The following is a 15,853-nucleotide window of genomic DNA, read 5'->3' as shown; positions in this document are numbered from 1 at the left end:
TGACCCGCCTCAAACGACGTTTTATACGGAGATCATTCCTTTTTTTCTGATTGGAGGCTGAGATGAGCCGTCGCCACCTGCCGACCCTCACCGCCATGCAGTGCTTCGAGGCGTCGGCCCGCCACCTCAGCTTCACCCGTGCCGCCGATGAGCTGAGCCTGACGCAAAGCGCCGTCAGCAAGCAGGTCGCCCAGCTCGAGTCGAGTCTGGAGCACCCGCTCTTCCGCCGCGTGCGCAAACGACTGCAGGTCACGCCCGAGGGGTCGCTCTACCTGACCGAAGTGCGCAAGATTCTCGCGCAAGTCGAGATGTCGACACGCTACATGCAGTCTTACGGCGGCCAGAGCGAGGTGCTCAACGTCACCACACTGCCGACCTTCGGCGCCCGCTGGCTGATTCCGCGGCTCAACGGCTTTCGCTTTCGCCACCCCAATGTCTACCTGAACATCAGTAACCGGGTGGAGCCGTTCGATCTCGAAGAGGATCGCGTCGACGTCGCCTTCTTCTTTGGCCACGGCGCCTGGCCGAAGGCGGAGTGCATCAAGCTGCTCGACGAGGAGATGGTGCCGGTCTGCGCGCCCGGGGCGGTGCCGGAGGGGGGCATCGTCGACCCCCTGGCCCTGACGCGCCTGGTACTGCTGCAGAGCGCGACCCGCCCGGAGGCCTGGCACGACTGGTTTGCCGCCCAGGGCGCCTACACCGAGCATAGCTATCACGGCCCGCGATTCGATACGTTCTACATGTCGCTCCAGGCCGCCCGGGCAGGCTGCGGCGTGGCACTGGTACCGCACTTCCTGGCCGAGGAGGAGCTTCACGCGGGTCAGTTGATCATTCCGTGGGCTTTCTCCCTGACCAGCCGCGATGCTTACTACCTAGCCTATTCCGAACACAAGGGCGAGGTGAGCAAGGTCAAGGGCTTCATCGAATGGATCCTAGAACGTCTCGACACACCGACCGGCATCGAGGGAAGCGGAGAGCGCACCGACACGTAACGCCGATTGCCGCTGCTTGCCGGAATTTTTGGAATGGTTGGCTCGCTTTTTTTCGTTTGAAGGGCTTTTGCCGGCTCTGTTCAGATGCTCCTCATTCAAGCATCGGACAGGAATGCGACATGGACCTTTCATACGTGAGTGGCTCGCTGGGAATCATTCACCCCATCTGCATCGAACGCGGCCGCAATGCCGAAGTCTGGGATGACCGGGGCAGGCACTACGTCGATTTCATTGGCGGCATCGGCGTGCTCAACCTGGGGCACGGCCACCCAAGCGTGATCGAGGCCGTCAAGGGGCAGGTCGAGACGCTGATGCATTCCGCCTTCAATGCCGTGCCGCATCGCGGCTATCTGGAAGTGGCCAAGGCGCTGAACGCCTTCGTACCGGTCTCGTATCCGCTTGCCTGCATGCTGACCAACAGCGGGGCCGAGGCCACCGAAAACGCCCTCAAAGTGGCACGTGCCGCGACCGGTCGACAGGCAGTCATCGCTTTCGACGACGGGTTTCACGGACGCACGCTCGCCGCGCTTAACCTCAACGGCAAGGTGAAGCCCTACAAGAACCGCCTGGGCGCTCTCCCGGGGCCGGTGCATCACGTCCCCTTTCCGAGCCGTGACAGCGACATCGATGCCGACCAGGCCATGGCGGCCCTGGAGCGTCTGTTCGAGGTCGATACCCCCGCCGACGAAGTGGCCTGCATCATCGTCGAGCCCGTTCAGGGCGAAGGCGGCTTCCGCCTGCTCTGTGCCGACTTCGCCGCGCGTCTCCGGACCCTGTGTGATCGACATGGCATCGTACTGATCTTCGATGAGATACAATCCGGCTTCGGTCGTACCGGTCGCCGTTTCGCCTTTTCGCATCTCGGGGTCGAACCCGACCTGCTGCTGCTGGGAAAGAGCATGGCGGCCGGCCTGCCGCTGGCGGCGGTCGCCGGCAGGGCGGAGCTCATGAATGCCGTGCCCAAGGGCGGCCTGGGCGGCACCTACTCGGGCAACGCGGTGGCTTGCGCCGCGGCGCGGGTGGTCATGAACATAATGCGCGAGGACACGTTGCGCCACTGGGCCGGTCGCCAGGAAGCACTGCTGCTCGAAACCCACCGTCGCTGGCGGGATTCGGGGCGTTTTCCGATGCTGGGCGAAATGACCGGCATCGGCGCCATGCGCGGCATTCTCTTCGAAGACACCGCCAGTGCCAGCGGCGGCGAGCATCTGGCCGCCCTGTTGCGTTCCGGGCGGGAGGCTGGCGTGCTGCTGATGCCCAGCGGTCGCCGGCGCAACGTGCTGCGCCTGTTGCCGCCGCTGACGGTGGAATTCGAAGTCCTGAAAGAAGGATTGGATCGGCTCGAACGGGCCCTCGGCACGCTGCGCCCCTGATCGCGATCGTCCCACTAACACACGCTCCACCACACATCGACAGCCCCCCAAGGAGGCATGATTCATGAATCGCCAGACGTTCGTTTCGCCGGACGAGATACGCGATCGTTTTTCCAAGGCCATGTCGGCGATGTACCAGGCCGAGGTACCGCAGTACGAAACCCTGCTCGAACTGGTCGAGCAGGTGAATCGGGAAACTCTCGAGCGCGATCCGGCGCTCGCCGGGCGACTCACCGTCCACGGCGAGCTGGATCGTCTCGGCGTCGAACGGCATGGCGCCATCCGTGTCGGTAGCGACGAGGAGCTGGCCATGCTGCGCCGTCTCTTCGCCGTGATGGGCATGCACCCGGTGGGGTACTACGACCTCTCCGAGGCCGGAGTGCCGGTTCACTCCACGGCCTTTCGCCCCGTCGATGACGCGTCCCTGGCCCGCAATCCTTTTCGGGTCTTCACCTCGCTGCTGCGGCTGGAGCTGATCGAGAACGACACGCTGCGTGAGCGGGCCGCCGAGATACTCGCCGCACGCGATATCTTCACCGATGGCGCACGCGAGCTGATCGCCACGCACGAATCGCAGGGCGGCCTCACCGCCGACCAGGCCGAGCGATTCGTGAACGAGGCGCTGGAGACCTTCCGCTGGCATCGCGATGCCACGGTGGATCTGGAAACCTACGAGGCGCTGCATGCCGAGCACCGCCTGATTGCCGACGTCGTCTGCTTCCGCGGGCCCCACATCAATCACCTGACGCCGCGCACGCTGGACATCGACGAGGTGCAGCGGCGCATGCCACAGGCGGGGATGGATCCCAAGGAGGTCATCGAAGGGCCGCCGCGCCGTCGCTGTCCGATTCTCCTGCGCCAGACCAGCTTCAAGGCGCTGGAGGAGTCGATCCTGTTCGCCGGCGAACGCCAGGGAACCCACACCGCACGCTTCGGCGAAATCGAGCAGCGCGGGGTGGCGCTGACCCCGGCGGGTCGCAAGCTCTACGACCAGCTGCTCAAGGAATCGCGCCGTCGCACCGCCGGGTTGGACAATGCCGAGCATCAACGCGTATTGGCCGAGGTGTTCCGTGACTTTCCCGACGACGAAGCCGAGCTGCGCCTTCGCGGTCTGGCGTTCTTCGAGTACGCGCTGACCGACGCCGGTCGCACGGCCGGCAGGGTCGTCGAGCGCGACATCGAAGCCCTCTTCGAGCGCGGTCTGATCGAGGCCCGGCCGATCACCTACGAGGACTTCCTTCCGGTGAGCGCGGCGGGAATCTTCCAGTCGAACCTCGGCGGCGATCGGAACGAAGCCTATGCCGGCAACGCCAACCGCGACGCCTTCGAAGCGGCGCTGGGCGCCAGCGTGATCGACGAGCTGGCCCTGTATGCCAAGCGCGAGCAGGCATCCCTGACAGCGGTACTCGTCGCCTTGGAGCGCTGAGGCCAGGGCGAAGAAAGGGCGAATTTCGATGCGCTGTCGATTCCCTCCGCTCCCGCTCGACTGAACCAGGAGACAAGCGACAAAGCGGTGTCCCCAATCGACGGAGCTGAAATAATGAAACTGTACGGAACGCCCCCGACCCGCGCCCTGCGCGTCATCTGGTTACTCAACGAACTGGGCCTGGAGTACGAGATGTGCCCGGTGGATCTCCTGCAAGGCGAGAACCTGGAGCGGGACTTCCTCGCCCTCAACCCCGCCGCCAAGGTTCCCGTGCTGGTCGACGGAAGTCTCGTGATGACCGAATCGGCCGCGATCCAGCTTTACCTGGCCGACAAATGTCCCGAGGCGGGACTCATTCCCGAGGCGGTGGAAGATAGAGCCCAGATGTATCGCTGGATTTTCTTTCTGGTGACCGAAATCGAGCAACCTTTGTGGCGCATCGCGCGCCACACCTTCATCTATCCCGAAGAGAAGCGATTGCCTCAGGATGTAGACCTGGCGCGGCAGGAGTGCGTGACGATGCTGGCCGTGCTCGAGCGGCACATGAAAGATCGCGAGTTCGTGGTTGGCGACCGGCTCAGCGTGGCCGACTTCAATGCGGCGTATACTCTGGATTGGGCAAACGAAGCGGAGATGCTCGACGGCGCACCGAGGTTGAGAGAGTACCTGAAAGCGATGTACTCCCGCTCCACGGCACCGCCCACCATCGCCGAGGCGTTCGCGGCGATGGAAAGCTAAGCCGCCTGAAGTCGATACGCGGTTCAGCATCGCGCTGGTACACCGACGCTGTCGGCGCTGGCCGCATGGGCCGGCGCCACAAGACCGCAACCCTCAAGCCGCACGCAAGCGAGAAACCCCGGCCAAGGTCGGGGGTTCGAGGGTGCTGACAACGACTGGGCCCGTCGTGGCGATGCTAGACGCTGCGTTTCGCCTCAACAGGCAAGCTGCTCACGCTCCAGCGCTTCCGCATTGGGGCAGAAGCCGCGGCACTCGTCGACCTCCGCGCCGTGACGCAAGGCACGCCAGCAGTGCCCCGCCACCGGACACGCATTGCAGGTACCGCGCAGGCGTGAAGCCAGGCCCGGCTCGGCCACTCTGACCTCATCCAGACCGAAACGCTGACGCATGGCCGGCAACAGCGTCTCGGCCGGCACGAAGGCGCGGTAGCCGCCGTGGTCAAGATGCTGTGCCAGCTCGCGCTCGAAAGCGGATTCCAGCGGTGTCTCGAGGTCCTGAAGAATCTCGCTGTAGACTTGGGGTGCTTCCGTCTCGATCTCGCGTACCAGCCGCCGTGTGGAGGCACGGTAGCTACCCTCACAGAGACGGCTCCACCATGTGCGCTTGGCCTGTGTCATGACGTCCTCTCCCTACGGTGCGTTTCCGACAGTATCGGCTCTCCGTTAGTGGCGGACATTGATTCGGATCAAATTAGTTTCAATTGAAACCAAACAACCGGCTTGGCCAGACGCAAGCGAGCGCAGCCAGGGGCTGCGCTCGCCGATCCTCGGATGAAGAAAATTACGCTTCGGGGTCGATCACCTCGTCGGCAGAGAGTCCCTCTTCTCCCTCGGCCGCGTCGAGCTGATCGAAGAAGTAGGCGTGGGCGGCCTCGCCGTCGATCCCCTTGGCATCCGCCGCTTCCACCCAGGCACCCGGCAACTCGGCTGCCATCTGCTGGAAGCGTTCCACTTCCTCGGCGGGCAGGTCGATGAAGGTGTTGCCCTGCTCTTCGGCGAATTCGATGCCGCGCACGTCGACCACGTCCATCATGTAGCCGAACAGGCGCGAAAGCTTCTCGCCGGAGACTTCCTCGATGGCCGTACGATCCTCCTCGGAGAGCGAGGCCCAGGTGTCGGGGTTGATTACCAGCGAGAAGCTGCCGCGATAGAACCCGCCCGGCATCTGTACGGTATAGGGCAGCACCTCGGCGAGGCGGAAGCTCTTGAGGCCTTCCAGCGTGAGCATGGCCCCGTCGATGACGCCCTGCGTCGCGGCCTCGTAGGTGCTGGCCGGCGGCAGCGCCACGCCGGTAAGCGCCAGCGCCTGGGAGATATCGGACATCACCCCGCCGCCAATGCGCACGCGCTTGCCGTCGAGGTCGTCGAGGTCGTCGATCGATTCGTCGAGGAACAGCGACCCGGGGCCGTGCACGCCCACGCCGATCACCTCGACGCCGCGATGCTCGCCGGCCTCGGCGAAGTACTCGTTGTGGGTGCGCCAGTAGGCCACCGAGGCGGCTTCCGAAGAGAAGTCCTCGAAGGTGGGCAGCTCAGGCAGTTTGGTCAGCTCGAAGCGTCCCGGCATCAGGCCGTGGAACAGCCAGGTGACGTCGGCCACCCCATCGGCGATCAACTCCATCTGGGCGTTGGGCGGCCCCATGTCGTGAACCACGTTGACGGTGACGCGCCCTTCGGTCGCCTCCTCGACCCACTTGCCCCAAGTCGGCCAGACGATGGTATTGACGCCGTGATTGGGGCCCGCCCAGGTGCTCACCGTCAGTTCGGTGGCGGTGGCGCCCTGGAAGGCGCCCAGCGAGAGTGCGGTCAGCGTGGTCAGTGTCGCGAGCTTGCGCATTTTCATTGTCGTTCCTCGTGAGTCCCGGTTGTCAGGGTTGCGTACTTTTATTGTTGCCATGGTGAAAGGTGAGCGAGCGCAGCCATTTTTTTAGAGGGCCAGAACCAGCTTCCTGCCCTTGGCTCTCGAACAGCAGCTCATCAGACGATCCTGTTCGGCGCGCTCGGCGGCGGTGAGCACCTTGTCGCGATGATCGATCTCGCCCTCGACCACCTCGACCTGGCAGGAGCCGCAAAGGCCCTCCTCGCAGTCGCTGGGGACGTCGACGCCCGCGGCGCGCAGCGCCTGCAGCAGAGTACGATCCGGCGCCACTTCGACGACCAGCTCGGAGTCGGCGAGCTCGACCTCGAAGGCGTGCTCCTTCGCCGGGTCCAGCAGCGCACCCTCGGCGGTGAAGTGCTCCACATTCAGGCTGCCCTCCGGCCAGTGGGCGGTGCCGGCTTCCAACGCCGCAAGCAGACGCTCGGGGCCGCAGGCGTAGAGCAGCGCGCCTTCGCGGGGCTCGGCGAGCAGCGCGGCCAGGTCGAGCCGTCGGCCCTCGTCCTTGGGATAGAGCCGCAGCGCTTCGCCGTGCCCGCGCTCGAGCCGCTCGACGAAAGCCATGCTGGCCCGGGAGCGACCGGCGTAGTGCAGCTCGTAGGACTTGCCCAGCCGCTTGAGGTGGTCGGCCATGGCGATGATCGGTGTGATGCCGATACCGCCGGCAATCAGCACGTAGTGCTCGGCCGACTCATTGAGACGAAAGTGGTTCTTGGGCCCGCGCAGGCGCAGCGGCATGCCCGGCACCAGGTGCTCGTGGATGTAAGCCGAGCCGCCTCGCCCCCGGGTCTCGCGCAGCACGGCGACCTGCAGCCAGTAAGGGTCGTCCGTCTCGCCGCACAGCGAGTATTTGCGCGCGTACTCTCCCACGACCAGCTCGACGTGGGAGCCGGGGCTCCAGTCCGGCACGCGGCGTCCATGCGGATCCTCCAGGGCGATGAGCAGTACGCCCTCGGCAGCCGCCTGCACCTTGGCGACGACCATTTCCCGGGCGATGTCCTGGCGCGACGGCGCGCCCATCGGGAAGTCGCGCTGAGCGGTGCGCACCGCCGGGTCGCGCCGCTCGGGGTTGCGTGACGGGTCCCAGCGTACCCATACCGCCTCGGGGCCGCGGAACGAGGTGTTGGGCAGGAAGGTGAACTCCTGCTCCTCGAGCTCCAGGTGCGGCAGGCGCCGGGTGAACTCCTCGAGGAAGATGCGCATCTCCATGCGGCCGAGGTTCTTGCCCATGCACTGGTGGCTGCCGTAGCCGAAGGTGAGATGGTCGACGGCATTGTCACGATAGATATCGAGTTCGTCGGGGTTCTCGAAGTGGGCCGGGTCATGGTTGGCCGAGGCCGTAACCATCAGGATCTTGCCGCCTTCAGGAATGGTCACGCCGCCTACCTCCACCTCGCGCGTGGCTATGCGCCGCCAGGCCACCACCGAACCGGAGTGGCGCAGGCACTCTTCGGCCGCGGCGGGGATCAGCTCGGGGTTGGCGCACAGCTCGGCCCATACCGCGGGGCGCGAAAGCAGCTGGCGAAAAGCGTTGGCGGTGGCCAGCGCCGTGGTCTCGTGGGCGGCGACGATGATCGCCATCATCATCGAGTGCAGGTAGTTGTCGGTGACCACGTCCGGCTTCTGCCGGTTCTTCTCGATCATGTCGTACATCCAGCCGTGCCCACGCGGCTGATCCTGCATCTTCTTCAGTACCTGGCCGGAATACTGCCAGAACCTGCCCACACCCTCGGCCACCTCGACCTGCTGCTCGGGCGAGGGCCGTCCCCAGGTGTTGAGGGTATGCGCCACCGAGAAGCGGCGCAGCTGCTCCATGTCCTCCTCGGGGACGCCGAGGAAATGCAGCGCCACGGTGAGCGGCACCTCCCAGAACATCTCGGCGACCAGGTCGGCCCGGCCACGGTCGATGATAGCGTCGAGTTTCTCGCGTACCAGCTTGCGCACCATCGGCGCGTGGGCCTCGAGCGCCTCGGGGGTGAAGGCGTCGAGCAGTTCGCGGCGTCGCGCCATGTGGGCCGGTTCGTCCTCGTTCACCAGGGTACGGTTCATGCCGTAGTCGTAGCGCTCGAGCACCGCCCGGGCCTCGTCGCTCGGCGGAGTGATCTTTTCCAGCGCAATGGCCGGCGAGAAGGTGTGATTGTCGCGGAAGATCGCCTTGATGTCGTCGTAGCGACTCACGACCCAGTAGCCGAGCTTCGGGCTGTAGAACACCGGCTCCTGCTCGCGCGACCAGCGCAGCGCCTCGGCGGGGTCGAGCTGATAGGGACGATCGAAAGGGTCGAAGGCCGCGGCCTCGTTCGACACCGGGCAGCCCGTGGGCGAACTCGGTGTTCGCTCGGCGGTGTGAAAGGGGCAGCCGCCGGCCTGGGTCCGGTGGGATACGGTTGTCATGGGGGCCTCCCTCGGCGCCGTCGTCTTGCGCGTTACGCGCCGGTTGACGGACGTGCGCTTTATGCTTTTACTTTTATCGCACAGTCTTTGTCGTTTAATGAAACGTACTGCCGAACATAGGCGGATTGTCACGGGACGTCAATCCCCACCCGCCTGCGCTACCATGCACGGGCCACCGCCACCGATCCGAGGTAAGACGCCACGATGTCCACCACTCTACAGACCCTCGACCGCGGCTTGCGCGCGCTCGAGCTCGTCGCCGAACACGCCGAGGGCATCACCATTGCCGAGCTCGCCGAACGGCTCGACGTGCATCGCGCCATCGCCTACCGCATCGTCACCACCCTGGAACACCACGGCCTGATCACGCGTACCTCCGATGGGCCCGTGCGCCTGGGCGCCGGCATTTCGCTGCTCGCCTCGCGCTTTGAGCCGCAACTGCGGGCGGTGGCCCAGCCGCTGCTGCAGTCCTTGGCCAAGGCGACCCGAGCCACCGCCTTCGTCTCGGTGGCCCAGGGCGAGGAGTGCGTGGTGATCCTGGTGGCCGAACCCGACGAGGGGCTGCTGCGCGTGGGCTACCGGGTGGGCAGCCGTCATCCCCTGACCCAGGGAGCGGCCGGTATCGCGATCCTGGCCGGCCGGCCGCCGCGCGAGGACGATAGCGAGGAGGTACGACAGGCCCGTGCCGACGGATACAGCCTGACCCGCGGCCAGCTACAGCGCGGCGCGGTGGGCGTGGCCAGCCCCATCGCCACCCCGCCGTTGCGCGCCGGAGTGGAAGCCTGCGTGGGCGTGGTGGCAATGGATGATCTCGATAGCGAGCGGGCGATTCGCGAAGTGAAGGCTTATGCACAGCGGCTGGCCGAGCTGATCGGGCGCTGAGGGGCCGCGCTTCAACGTGCCCGTGAAGCAACGGGCCGGGAGCGTTACACTACGGGCCACCCTTCGCTGCCATCTTCGAGGCCTTCGATGAGTCCCCACCTGCTCTCCGTCGATTCTTTGTCCCGCGAACGCGTCGATCACCTGATGCGCGTCGCCGCCCGCATGGAGCCCATCGCCCAACGCCGCCAGGTGACCCGGGTGCTGGAGGGGGCCGTGCTCGGCAACCTGTTCTTCGAGGCCAGCACGCGGACCCGCGTCAGCTTCCATGCCGCCTTCTGCCGCCTGGGCGGCAGCGTGTGCGACACCACCGGCTTCACCTTCTCCTCCATGGCCAAGGGCGAATCGCTCTACGACACCAGCCGGGTGATGAGCGGCTACTGCGACGCCATCGTCATGCGCCATCCCGATCAGGGCTCGGTGGCGGAGTTCGCCGCCGCCACTCACGTGCCGGTGATCAACGGCGGCGACGGCCCCGGCGAGCACCCCAGCCAGGCGCTGCTCGACTTCTATACCATCGACAAGGAGTTCAGCCGGCTGGGCAAGAAGCTCGCCGGGGCTCACGTGCTGCTCACCGGCGATCTCAAGTACGGGCGTACCGTGCACTCGCTGATCAAGTTGCTATCGCTCTACGACCCCATGCGCATCACCCTGGTGGCGCCGCCGGGGCTGGAGATGCCGAGTCATCTGATCGATCTGGTCACCTCCCGTGGTCACCGTGTCGAGGAGCGCGCCAGCCTTGCCGACGACTATTCGGACGTGGACGTGGTCTACACCACCCGCATCCAGAAGGAGCGCTTCACCGCCGAGATGAGTGAAGGCTTCAGCCTATCGCGGGACTTCACCGTCGACCGTGCCTTCATGGACAAGCGCTGCGGCCGCAACACCATCGTCATGCACCCGCTGCCGCGCGACAGCCGCCCGGACGCCAACGACCTCGACGTCGATCTCAACGGCGACCCGCGCCTGGCGATCTTCCGCCAGACCGACAACGGCATCCCGGTGCGCATGGCGATCTTCGCCACGCTGCTCCAGGTGGAGGGTCTGATCGAGAAGGACCTGCGTCCGGTGCGCTGGTTCGTGCCCGAGCGGGTCGGGGTGGACGATCCCTCCTTGTAACGATGCAGCCAACGCTGGGCATCGCTATGCTGATGACGAACGAAGGCTGATGACGAACGGAGAGTATGCGAAGCTGTCTGGGGTGGCCGCTGGCCGCCGTCCCATGACGACACGGCTCGAACGAGCCGACTAACTCGAATCACAAGCTCGAATAACAACGGCGTTGCCACCCATGGCAACCGGAGAAAGGAGATGTGACGCATGACCCTGGAACGAGCGTACATACTGCTGGCGGTGTTCTACAGCGTCCTGGTAGCGATCGGCGTCATTGCCCTGCTGGTGGGCGGTGGCCCGCTGTGGGGAGTGGTATTGGTGGGGCTGGGTGCCCTGGTCGCTGCCGGCCTGTGGGGCCAGACACTGGGCAAGCCAATGATGAACCCGCGCATGTGGCGTCCGCTGGCGGGTATTCTGGTGGCAGCTTGCCTAGTGCAGCTGTTCGCCGTGTTCGCACTGCATCCCCCCGGTGTCGAGCTGACCTGGCTGCTGACCGGCGCCATCTTCTCCGTGCTGCCGGCCATCATGCTGTTCCAGTACGGCAAACGCGACCAGGAGGTGTGGGCCACGCCCGAGGAGCGCGAAGGCGGCAAGATGCTCGACGAGCTGCTGGAGAGACAGCGCGAGCTGGTACTGGAGAAGCAGGAGGCCGACCGCCAGGCCACGGTCAAGCTGACCAAGGCGGGCAGCACCTACCGCGCCAGCGTGGTGCGCGGCCGCGGCTCCCACGTGGAGCGCTTCGAGGAGAGCTTCGCCTGCCCCGCCACCCTGGCCTTCTTCGTCATCAAGTACACCTGCATCTCGGTAAACGATATTGCTGCGCAGTATGCTGAGGACCGTGTGCTGACCACTTGAGAGTAATGGCCATCTGAGGCTGGCCGCGGGCCTGCCGTCATCGCGACGGCAGGCCCTCATTGCGCGCGAACCAGCTCTCCAGGATCAGCACCGCCGCGATGCCGTCGACGCCATCGTCGCGATAGCTCTTGCGCGGGTTGCGTAGCAGTCCCGACTCGCGGGCGATGTCCTTGGCCTCGCGGGTGGAACCACGCTCGTCGACCATTTCGCAGGGCTTGCCGTAGCGGCCATAGAGGCGTTTGCCGAATTTGCGCGCCCGCGTACTCATCTCCGATTCGGTGCCGTCCATGTTGAGCGGCAGCCCCACCACGAACAGGTCCGGCTGCCACTCCTCTACCAGCCGCGTGACGACGTTCCAGTCGGGGATACCGTCGCGGGCCGGCAGCGGCTCGAGCTGGCGAGCGCTGGCGAGCAGCTCGTTGCCCACCGCCACGCCGATGCGCCGGGTGCCGAAGTCGAAGGCCAGGATCAAGCGCTGGCCGCTCATCGCGCCTCCTCGATCCACCTCGCGATCCGATGACGCGGCGGACGAAGGCCAGATAGGGCGGGCAACGCGGTAAGACCGAGTGCAGGCCGTTGCAGCGCGAACGTCACGAGTGGCCCGCTTCCCGCGACATCAGGTTAAGGTCCACGCCGAGGATACCCGCCGCGGCGCCGAGGCGCTGCTCGGGCGGCACCTTGAACAGGATGTCGCCGTCCGCCTCGACGGTGAGCCAGGCGTTATCCTTGAGTTCCTGCTCGAGCTGGCCCGCCTCCCAGCCGGCACAGCCGAGGCATACCAGAAACTCCTGGGGGCCACGCCCGGCCGCCAGCGCCAGCAGGATGTCCATCGAAGTGGTCAGGGCGATGTCGTCTTCCACCTGGATGCTCGAATCCCAGGGCTCGCTCGAGCCCCGGTGCAGAATGAAGCCGCGGTCCTTGTGGGTCGGGCCGCCGTAGTAGACCGGCGCATTGCGATGCGGGCTGTCGTCGCCCTCGAGCTCGAGCTGCTCGAACAGCGCGTCCAGGGTGATCTCCAGCGGACGGTTGACGATGACGCCCATGGTGCCGTTCTCGTCGTGGTCGCAGAGGTAGCTGAGGCTACCGGCGAAGTTGGGATCTTCCAGGTGCGGCATCGCCAGCAGAAAGTGGTGTCTCAAGCCTAGGTTTTGCACGGATTCCATGGGACTCCCGGGCGGCAGTGGCTTAACGCACGCCGAAATGATTGCCTTGTCCGAATCGCCAGACGCGGTTGATGGAGAGGCTGTCCAGCTCTCCCATGGCGCTGTCGAAGGGCCGGTAGGGCCCCGCGCCGTGTACGGTGTCGAGCGCCGCCTGGTCGAGTTCGCTATGTCCTGAGGATTGTACCACCTCTGCCTGGCGGAGCTGACCATCGCGCCCGATCACCACCCGAATGCGCAGCTCGCCGTGCAGGTGGCTCGGTGCCGGGTGCACGCGGTTGCCGTAGTCCTCGACGCGCCGGGTCCAGTCGTCGATATAGCGCGCCTCCGCCGCGCGCTGGGCGGCGGGACGGGGTTCGCCGTCGGCCGGGCCCGCCAGGCCGGGGTCGATTCCCTGCTCACGCACGCTGCGGGTGGCCTGGGCCAGCAGATCGCGCCCCGATGCCGACTCCTGCGCCTGGGGCGCACTCTCGCGCGGCTCGACCGGCGGCGGCACCTCACTGTCCTGCTCGGCCTCGGCGGGTGCCTCCTCGACAGGCTCGGGCTCGGTAGCGGGGCGTTCGGCCGGCTCGGCCTCGGCGGGAGCGGCCGGGTCCACGGCGCTCTCCGGCGCCTCGAGCACCGGCAGCTCGTCCAGCGGCGCCGCCCGCTGCTCGGCGGGTGCCTCCTCGGCCTGCTCGCCGGCCGCCTGCTGATCCGCCTCGGCAATGGCTTCGGCATCTTCCGGTGCCTCGGCCGAGCGGGTTACCAGCACCACGTCCAGGCTCGAACGCTCGGCCGGCGCCGGGGAAAACTGCCAACCCGCCATCACGCCAATCAGCGCCAGGTGCAGCAGCAGCGCGGCCGAAAGTGCCAGCCAGCGGCGATAGGGCCGCGTGACCGGGGCGTAGTGGATGGAGTCGCTGATCGAGGCCACCATGAAACCGCCGTCATCCTCCTCTCGGGATCGTCGCCGTCAGGCGCGCTGGGCCAGCCGACGCACGATGGCCTCCATCAGCAGGCCGGCGATGTCGGTGCCGCGCTGGTCGTCGATCTCGCGCACGCAGGTGGGGCTGGTCACGTTGATCTCGGTGATGTAGTCGCCGATCACGTCGAGCCCGACGAACAGCAGCCCCTTCTCGCGGATCATCGGCTGCACCTGCTCGACCAGCCAATGGTCGCGCGCGGTCAATTCGCGGCTGGTACCGGTGCCGCCGGCGGCCAGGTTGCCGCGGGTCTCGCCTGCCATGGGCACCCGTGCCAGGCCGTAGGGCACCGGCTCGCCATCCACCAATAGGATGCGGGTGTCGCCATCCTTGATCTCGGGAATGTAGCGCTGGGCCATGATCTGGCGCCGGCCATGCTCGGTCAGCATTTCGATGATCGCCCCCAGGTTCCGCCCCTCGGGCTGCACGTGGAAGATCCCGCTGCCGCCCATGCCGTCCAGCGGCTTGAAGATGACGTCGCGATGCTCAGCGTGGAATTCTCGCAGCACCGCGTCGCTGCAGGAGACCAGCGTCGGCGTGCAGCACTGTGGGAACTGCTGGGCAAAGAGCTTCTCGTTGCACTCGAGCAGTGCCCGGGTGGGATTGACCACCAGCACGCCCTCGCGTTCGGCGAAGCCCAGCAGGTGCACGGCGTTGAGGAAGTGCGCGTCGACCGGTGGGTCCTTGCGCATCAGGACCACGTCGAGATCGGCCAGCGGCCGCACCTCGGGCGCGCCCAAGGCGTACCAGTCGTCGGGATTGCGAAACGCGGTCAGGTCGCGCATGCGAGCGTGGGCGCGACCGTCGCGCAGGAACAGATCCTCCTGCTCCATGTAGTGCAACGACCAGCCACGCTCCTGGGCCGCCCACAGCATGGCCAGGGTGGTGTCCTTCTTGTAGGTGAGGCGGGAGATGGCGTCCATCACCACACCCACCCGCAGGGGTCGTTCGCTCGTCTGTTGGCTCATCGGCACCGTTTCCATAGTGGCACGGGGAAATGAGCGCAGTATGACGCAGGGTTCGAGGCAACACCAAGGCAGCGTTCAAGGCGCTCGCCTGAGCGCCGAGCGGCCGGGCCTAGGCCAGGTCGGACGTGGCGCCGGGGACCAGGCGGATGCCATGCGCCTCGATGACGATCAGCCGGCGCTTGTAGAGCCGCCCGATCGCCTGCTTGAAGGCGTTCTTGCTCACCCCCAGCCGCGTCTTGATTGCGCTGGCTTCGCTGCTGTCGGAGAGTGGCAGGAAGCCACCGCTCTCGCGCAGCGCTTTGAGCACCTGCTCGCCCACCACATCGAGGCGTGCCGGCCCCGGCGGCAGCAGCGAGAGGTCGAGCCGGCCATCTTCACGCACACGTTTCACGTAGCCCTTCGCCCGCTGGCCGCGGCGCAGCGGCCGTGTCACGTCGTCGCGATAGAGCAGGCCCCAGAAGCGATGATTCACCACCGCCTTGTAGCCGAGGTCGGTGGCGTCGGCGACGACCAGCTCCACCTCCTCGCCCGGCGCCAGCCCCGTCGCCTCGTCCTGGATGAAGCGATCGAGCTTCTGCGAGGCTACCGGCCGCCCCTGCTGGTCCTCGTAGAGGCGCACCAGCACCCGCTTGCCGGGGGTGGGCCTGAAGCGCTGCTCGCCGAAGGGCAGCAGCACGTCGCGGGGATGGCCCCAGTCGAGAAAGGCGCCGGTCTCGTTGACCGTGACCACTTCGAGGTAAGCCACCTCGCCCACCTGGGCCTTGGGTGCGCTCGGCCGTCGCTCGCGCTGACGATCCGATGGGGGCCGGGAGGGATTCGGGCGGCCCTGGCGACGGTCGTGAGGGGAAGAGGCCATGAACAGCTCCGCAGGTGTGTGGGAGCCATTATGGCAAAAAGGAAATGAAAAAGGCGGCCCGAAGGCCGCCAAAGGTTTCAGGGAGACATTGCGACAGAGGGAAGCGCTCCTACGCCTCGCGCTTGCCGTCGACCAGGCGCGACACGCCCCAGGGGTTGCCGTCCCTGAGCGGCTCGGGTAGGAGCCCCTGCGGCAGCGCCTGGTAGCACACCGGGCGCAGGAAGCGGAAGATCGCCGCGCTGCCTACCGAGGTGGTGCGGCT

15 protein-coding genes are annotated in these 15,853 nt (G+C 66.4%); 7 read left to right on the top strand and 8 right to left on the bottom strand.

Features of this window, described 5'->3' with window-relative positions; translation table 11 throughout:
* Positions 1 to 62: 62 nt before the first annotated feature.
* The 4 genes from gcvA to CYJ07_RS19400 all read left to right on the top strand — a co-directional run bounded on the left by gcvA (position 63) and on the right by CYJ07_RS19400 (position 4,529).
* On the top strand, positions 63 to 992 hold the full coding sequence (gcvA, locus tag CYJ07_RS19415; protein ID WP_104205349.1) for a transcriptional regulator GcvA: 930 nt from the start codon (positions 63 to 65) through the stop codon (positions 990 to 992).
* Between the two features lie 119 nt (positions 993 to 1,111).
* Positions 1,112 to 2,365: a 2-aminoadipate transaminase gene (locus CYJ07_RS19410; protein ID WP_104205348.1), complete on the top strand. Its 1,254-nt coding sequence runs from the start codon at positions 1,112 to 1,114 to the stop codon at positions 2,363 to 2,365.
* A gap of 64 nt (positions 2,366 to 2,429) precedes the next feature.
* Entirely contained in the window at positions 2,430 to 3,791 is a 1,362-nt protein-coding gene (gene hglS, locus CYJ07_RS19405) for a 2-oxoadipate dioxygenase/decarboxylase HglS (RefSeq protein WP_104205347.1), read from the top strand.
* Between the two features lie 114 nt (positions 3,792 to 3,905).
* On the top strand, positions 3,906 to 4,529 hold the full coding sequence (locus tag CYJ07_RS19400) for a glutathione S-transferase family protein (RefSeq protein WP_231489701.1): 624 nt from the start codon (positions 3,906 to 3,908) through the stop codon (positions 4,527 to 4,529).
* A 194-nt stretch (positions 4,530 to 4,723) separates the two neighbouring features.
* Here CYJ07_RS19400 and CYJ07_RS19395 read toward each other — a convergent pair whose 3' ends face one another.
* From CYJ07_RS19395 to CYJ07_RS19385, 3 genes are all read right to left on the bottom strand, one after another.
* A complete protein-coding gene (locus CYJ07_RS19395; RefSeq protein WP_104205346.1) occupies positions 4,724 to 5,146 on the bottom strand; it encodes a hypothetical protein in 423 nt (140 codons plus the stop codon).
* Positions 5,147 to 5,309: 163 nt separating this feature from the next.
* Entirely contained in the window at positions 5,310 to 6,365 is a 1,056-nt protein-coding gene (locus CYJ07_RS19390) for a TRAP transporter substrate-binding protein (RefSeq protein WP_104205364.1), read from the bottom strand.
* A 90-nt stretch (positions 6,366 to 6,455) separates the two neighbouring features.
* A complete protein-coding gene (locus CYJ07_RS19385) occupies positions 6,456 to 8,795 on the bottom strand; it encodes a cytochrome P450/oxidoreductase (RefSeq protein WP_104205345.1) in 2,340 nt (779 codons plus the stop codon).
* Between the two features lie 204 nt (positions 8,796 to 8,999).
* On the opposite strand from CYJ07_RS19385, the gene CYJ07_RS19380 reads away from it, so the two are divergent.
* The 3 genes from CYJ07_RS19380 (at position 9,000) to CYJ07_RS19370 (ending at position 11,642) form a co-directional block, all read left to right on the top strand.
* Positions 9,000 to 9,677, top strand: a complete 678-nt coding sequence (locus CYJ07_RS19380; protein WP_104205344.1) for an IclR family transcriptional regulator — start codon at positions 9,000 to 9,002, stop codon at positions 9,675 to 9,677.
* A gap of 87 nt (positions 9,678 to 9,764) precedes the next feature.
* Positions 9,765 to 10,793 (top strand): aspartate carbamoyltransferase, encoded by a 1,029-nt coding sequence (gene pyrB, locus CYJ07_RS19375; protein WP_104205343.1) that lies wholly within the window; start codon positions 9,765 to 9,767, stop codon positions 10,791 to 10,793.
* Positions 10,794 to 10,994: 201 nt separating this feature from the next.
* Positions 10,995 to 11,642, top strand: coding sequence for a hypothetical protein (locus tag CYJ07_RS19370; protein WP_104205342.1), 648 nt, complete (start codon positions 10,995 to 10,997; stop codon positions 11,640 to 11,642).
* A 37-nt stretch (positions 11,643 to 11,679) separates the two neighbouring features.
* Here CYJ07_RS19370 and ruvX read toward each other — a convergent pair whose 3' ends face one another.
* From ruvX to CYJ07_RS19345, 5 genes are all read right to left on the bottom strand, one after another.
* On the bottom strand, positions 11,680 to 12,129 hold the full coding sequence (gene ruvX / locus CYJ07_RS19365) for a Holliday junction resolvase RuvX (RefSeq protein ID WP_104205341.1): 450 nt from the start codon (positions 12,127 to 12,129) through the stop codon (positions 11,680 to 11,682).
* 103 nt (positions 12,130 to 12,232) lie between these two features.
* Positions 12,233 to 12,805: a YqgE/AlgH family protein gene (locus tag CYJ07_RS19360; protein ID WP_104205340.1), complete on the bottom strand. Its 573-nt coding sequence runs from the start codon at positions 12,803 to 12,805 to the stop codon at positions 12,233 to 12,235.
* A 22-nt stretch (positions 12,806 to 12,827) separates the two neighbouring features.
* Entirely contained in the window at positions 12,828 to 13,721 is an 894-nt protein-coding gene (locus tag CYJ07_RS20805) for a TonB family protein (protein WP_104205339.1), read from the bottom strand.
* Between the two features lie 36 nt (positions 13,722 to 13,757).
* Positions 13,758 to 14,735 carry a glutathione synthase gene (gshB, locus tag CYJ07_RS19350; RefSeq protein WP_104205338.1) on the bottom strand — a complete coding sequence of 326 codons (978 nt, stop codon included), beginning with the start codon at positions 14,733 to 14,735 and terminating at the stop codon, positions 13,758 to 13,760.
* Between the two features lie 109 nt (positions 14,736 to 14,844).
* Complete coding sequence (locus tag CYJ07_RS19345) at positions 14,845 to 15,591, bottom strand: CvfB family protein (RefSeq protein ID WP_104205337.1); 747 nt, start codon at positions 15,589 to 15,591, stop codon at positions 14,845 to 14,847.
* Positions 15,592 to 15,853 lie beyond the last annotated feature (262 nt).

It is taken from the genome of Billgrantia saliphila, from assembly GCF_002930105.1.
GTDB lineage: Bacteria > Pseudomonadota > Gammaproteobacteria > Pseudomonadales > Halomonadaceae > Halomonas > Halomonas saliphila.
This window is presented reverse-complemented; position numbering and strand designations above follow the sequence as displayed.

Bases quoted from the DNA above. Each gene is read 5' to 3' on its own strand.
- gcvA (WP_104205349.1), top strand. From the start codon at position 63: ATGAGCCGTCGCCACCTGCCGACCCTCACCGCCATGCAGTGCTTCGAG.
- CYJ07_RS19410 (WP_104205348.1), top strand. From the start codon at position 1,112: ATGGACCTTTCATACGTGAGTGGCTCGCTGGGAATCATTCACCCCATC.
- hglS (WP_104205347.1), top strand. From the start codon at position 2,430: ATGAATCGCCAGACGTTCGTTTCGCCGGACGAGATACGCGATCGTTTT.
- CYJ07_RS19400 (WP_231489701.1), top strand. From the start codon at position 3,906: ATGAAACTGTACGGAACGCCCCCGACCCGCGCCCTGCGCGTCATCTGG.
- CYJ07_RS19395 (WP_104205346.1), bottom strand. From the start codon at position 5,146: ATGACACAGGCCAAGCGCACATGGTGGAGCCGTCTCTGTGAGGGTAGC.
- CYJ07_RS19390 (WP_104205364.1), bottom strand. From the start codon at position 6,365: ATGCGCAAGCTCGCGACACTGACCACGCTGACCGCACTCTCGCTGGGC.
- CYJ07_RS19385 (WP_104205345.1), bottom strand. From the start codon at position 8,795: ATGACAACCGTATCCCACCGGACCCAGGCCGGCGGCTGCCCCTTTCAC.
- CYJ07_RS19380 (WP_104205344.1), top strand. From the start codon at position 9,000: ATGTCCACCACTCTACAGACCCTCGACCGCGGCTTGCGCGCGCTCGAG.
- pyrB (WP_104205343.1), top strand. From the start codon at position 9,765: ATGAGTCCCCACCTGCTCTCCGTCGATTCTTTGTCCCGCGAACGCGTC.
- CYJ07_RS19370 (WP_104205342.1), top strand. From the start codon at position 10,995: ATGACCCTGGAACGAGCGTACATACTGCTGGCGGTGTTCTACAGCGTC.
- ruvX (WP_104205341.1), bottom strand. From the start codon at position 12,129: ATGAGCGGCCAGCGCTTGATCCTGGCCTTCGACTTCGGCACCCGGCGC.
- CYJ07_RS19360 (WP_104205340.1), bottom strand. From the start codon at position 12,805: ATGGAATCCGTGCAAAACCTAGGCTTGAGACACCACTTTCTGCTGGCG.
- CYJ07_RS20805 (WP_104205339.1), bottom strand. From the start codon at position 13,721: ATGGTGGCCTCGATCAGCGACTCCATCCACTACGCCCCGGTCACGCGG.
- gshB (WP_104205338.1), bottom strand. From the start codon at position 14,735: ATGAGCCAACAGACGAGCGAACGACCCCTGCGGGTGGGTGTGGTGATG.
- CYJ07_RS19345 (WP_104205337.1), bottom strand. From the start codon at position 15,591: ATGGCCTCTTCCCCTCACGACCGTCGCCAGGGCCGCCCGAATCCCTCC.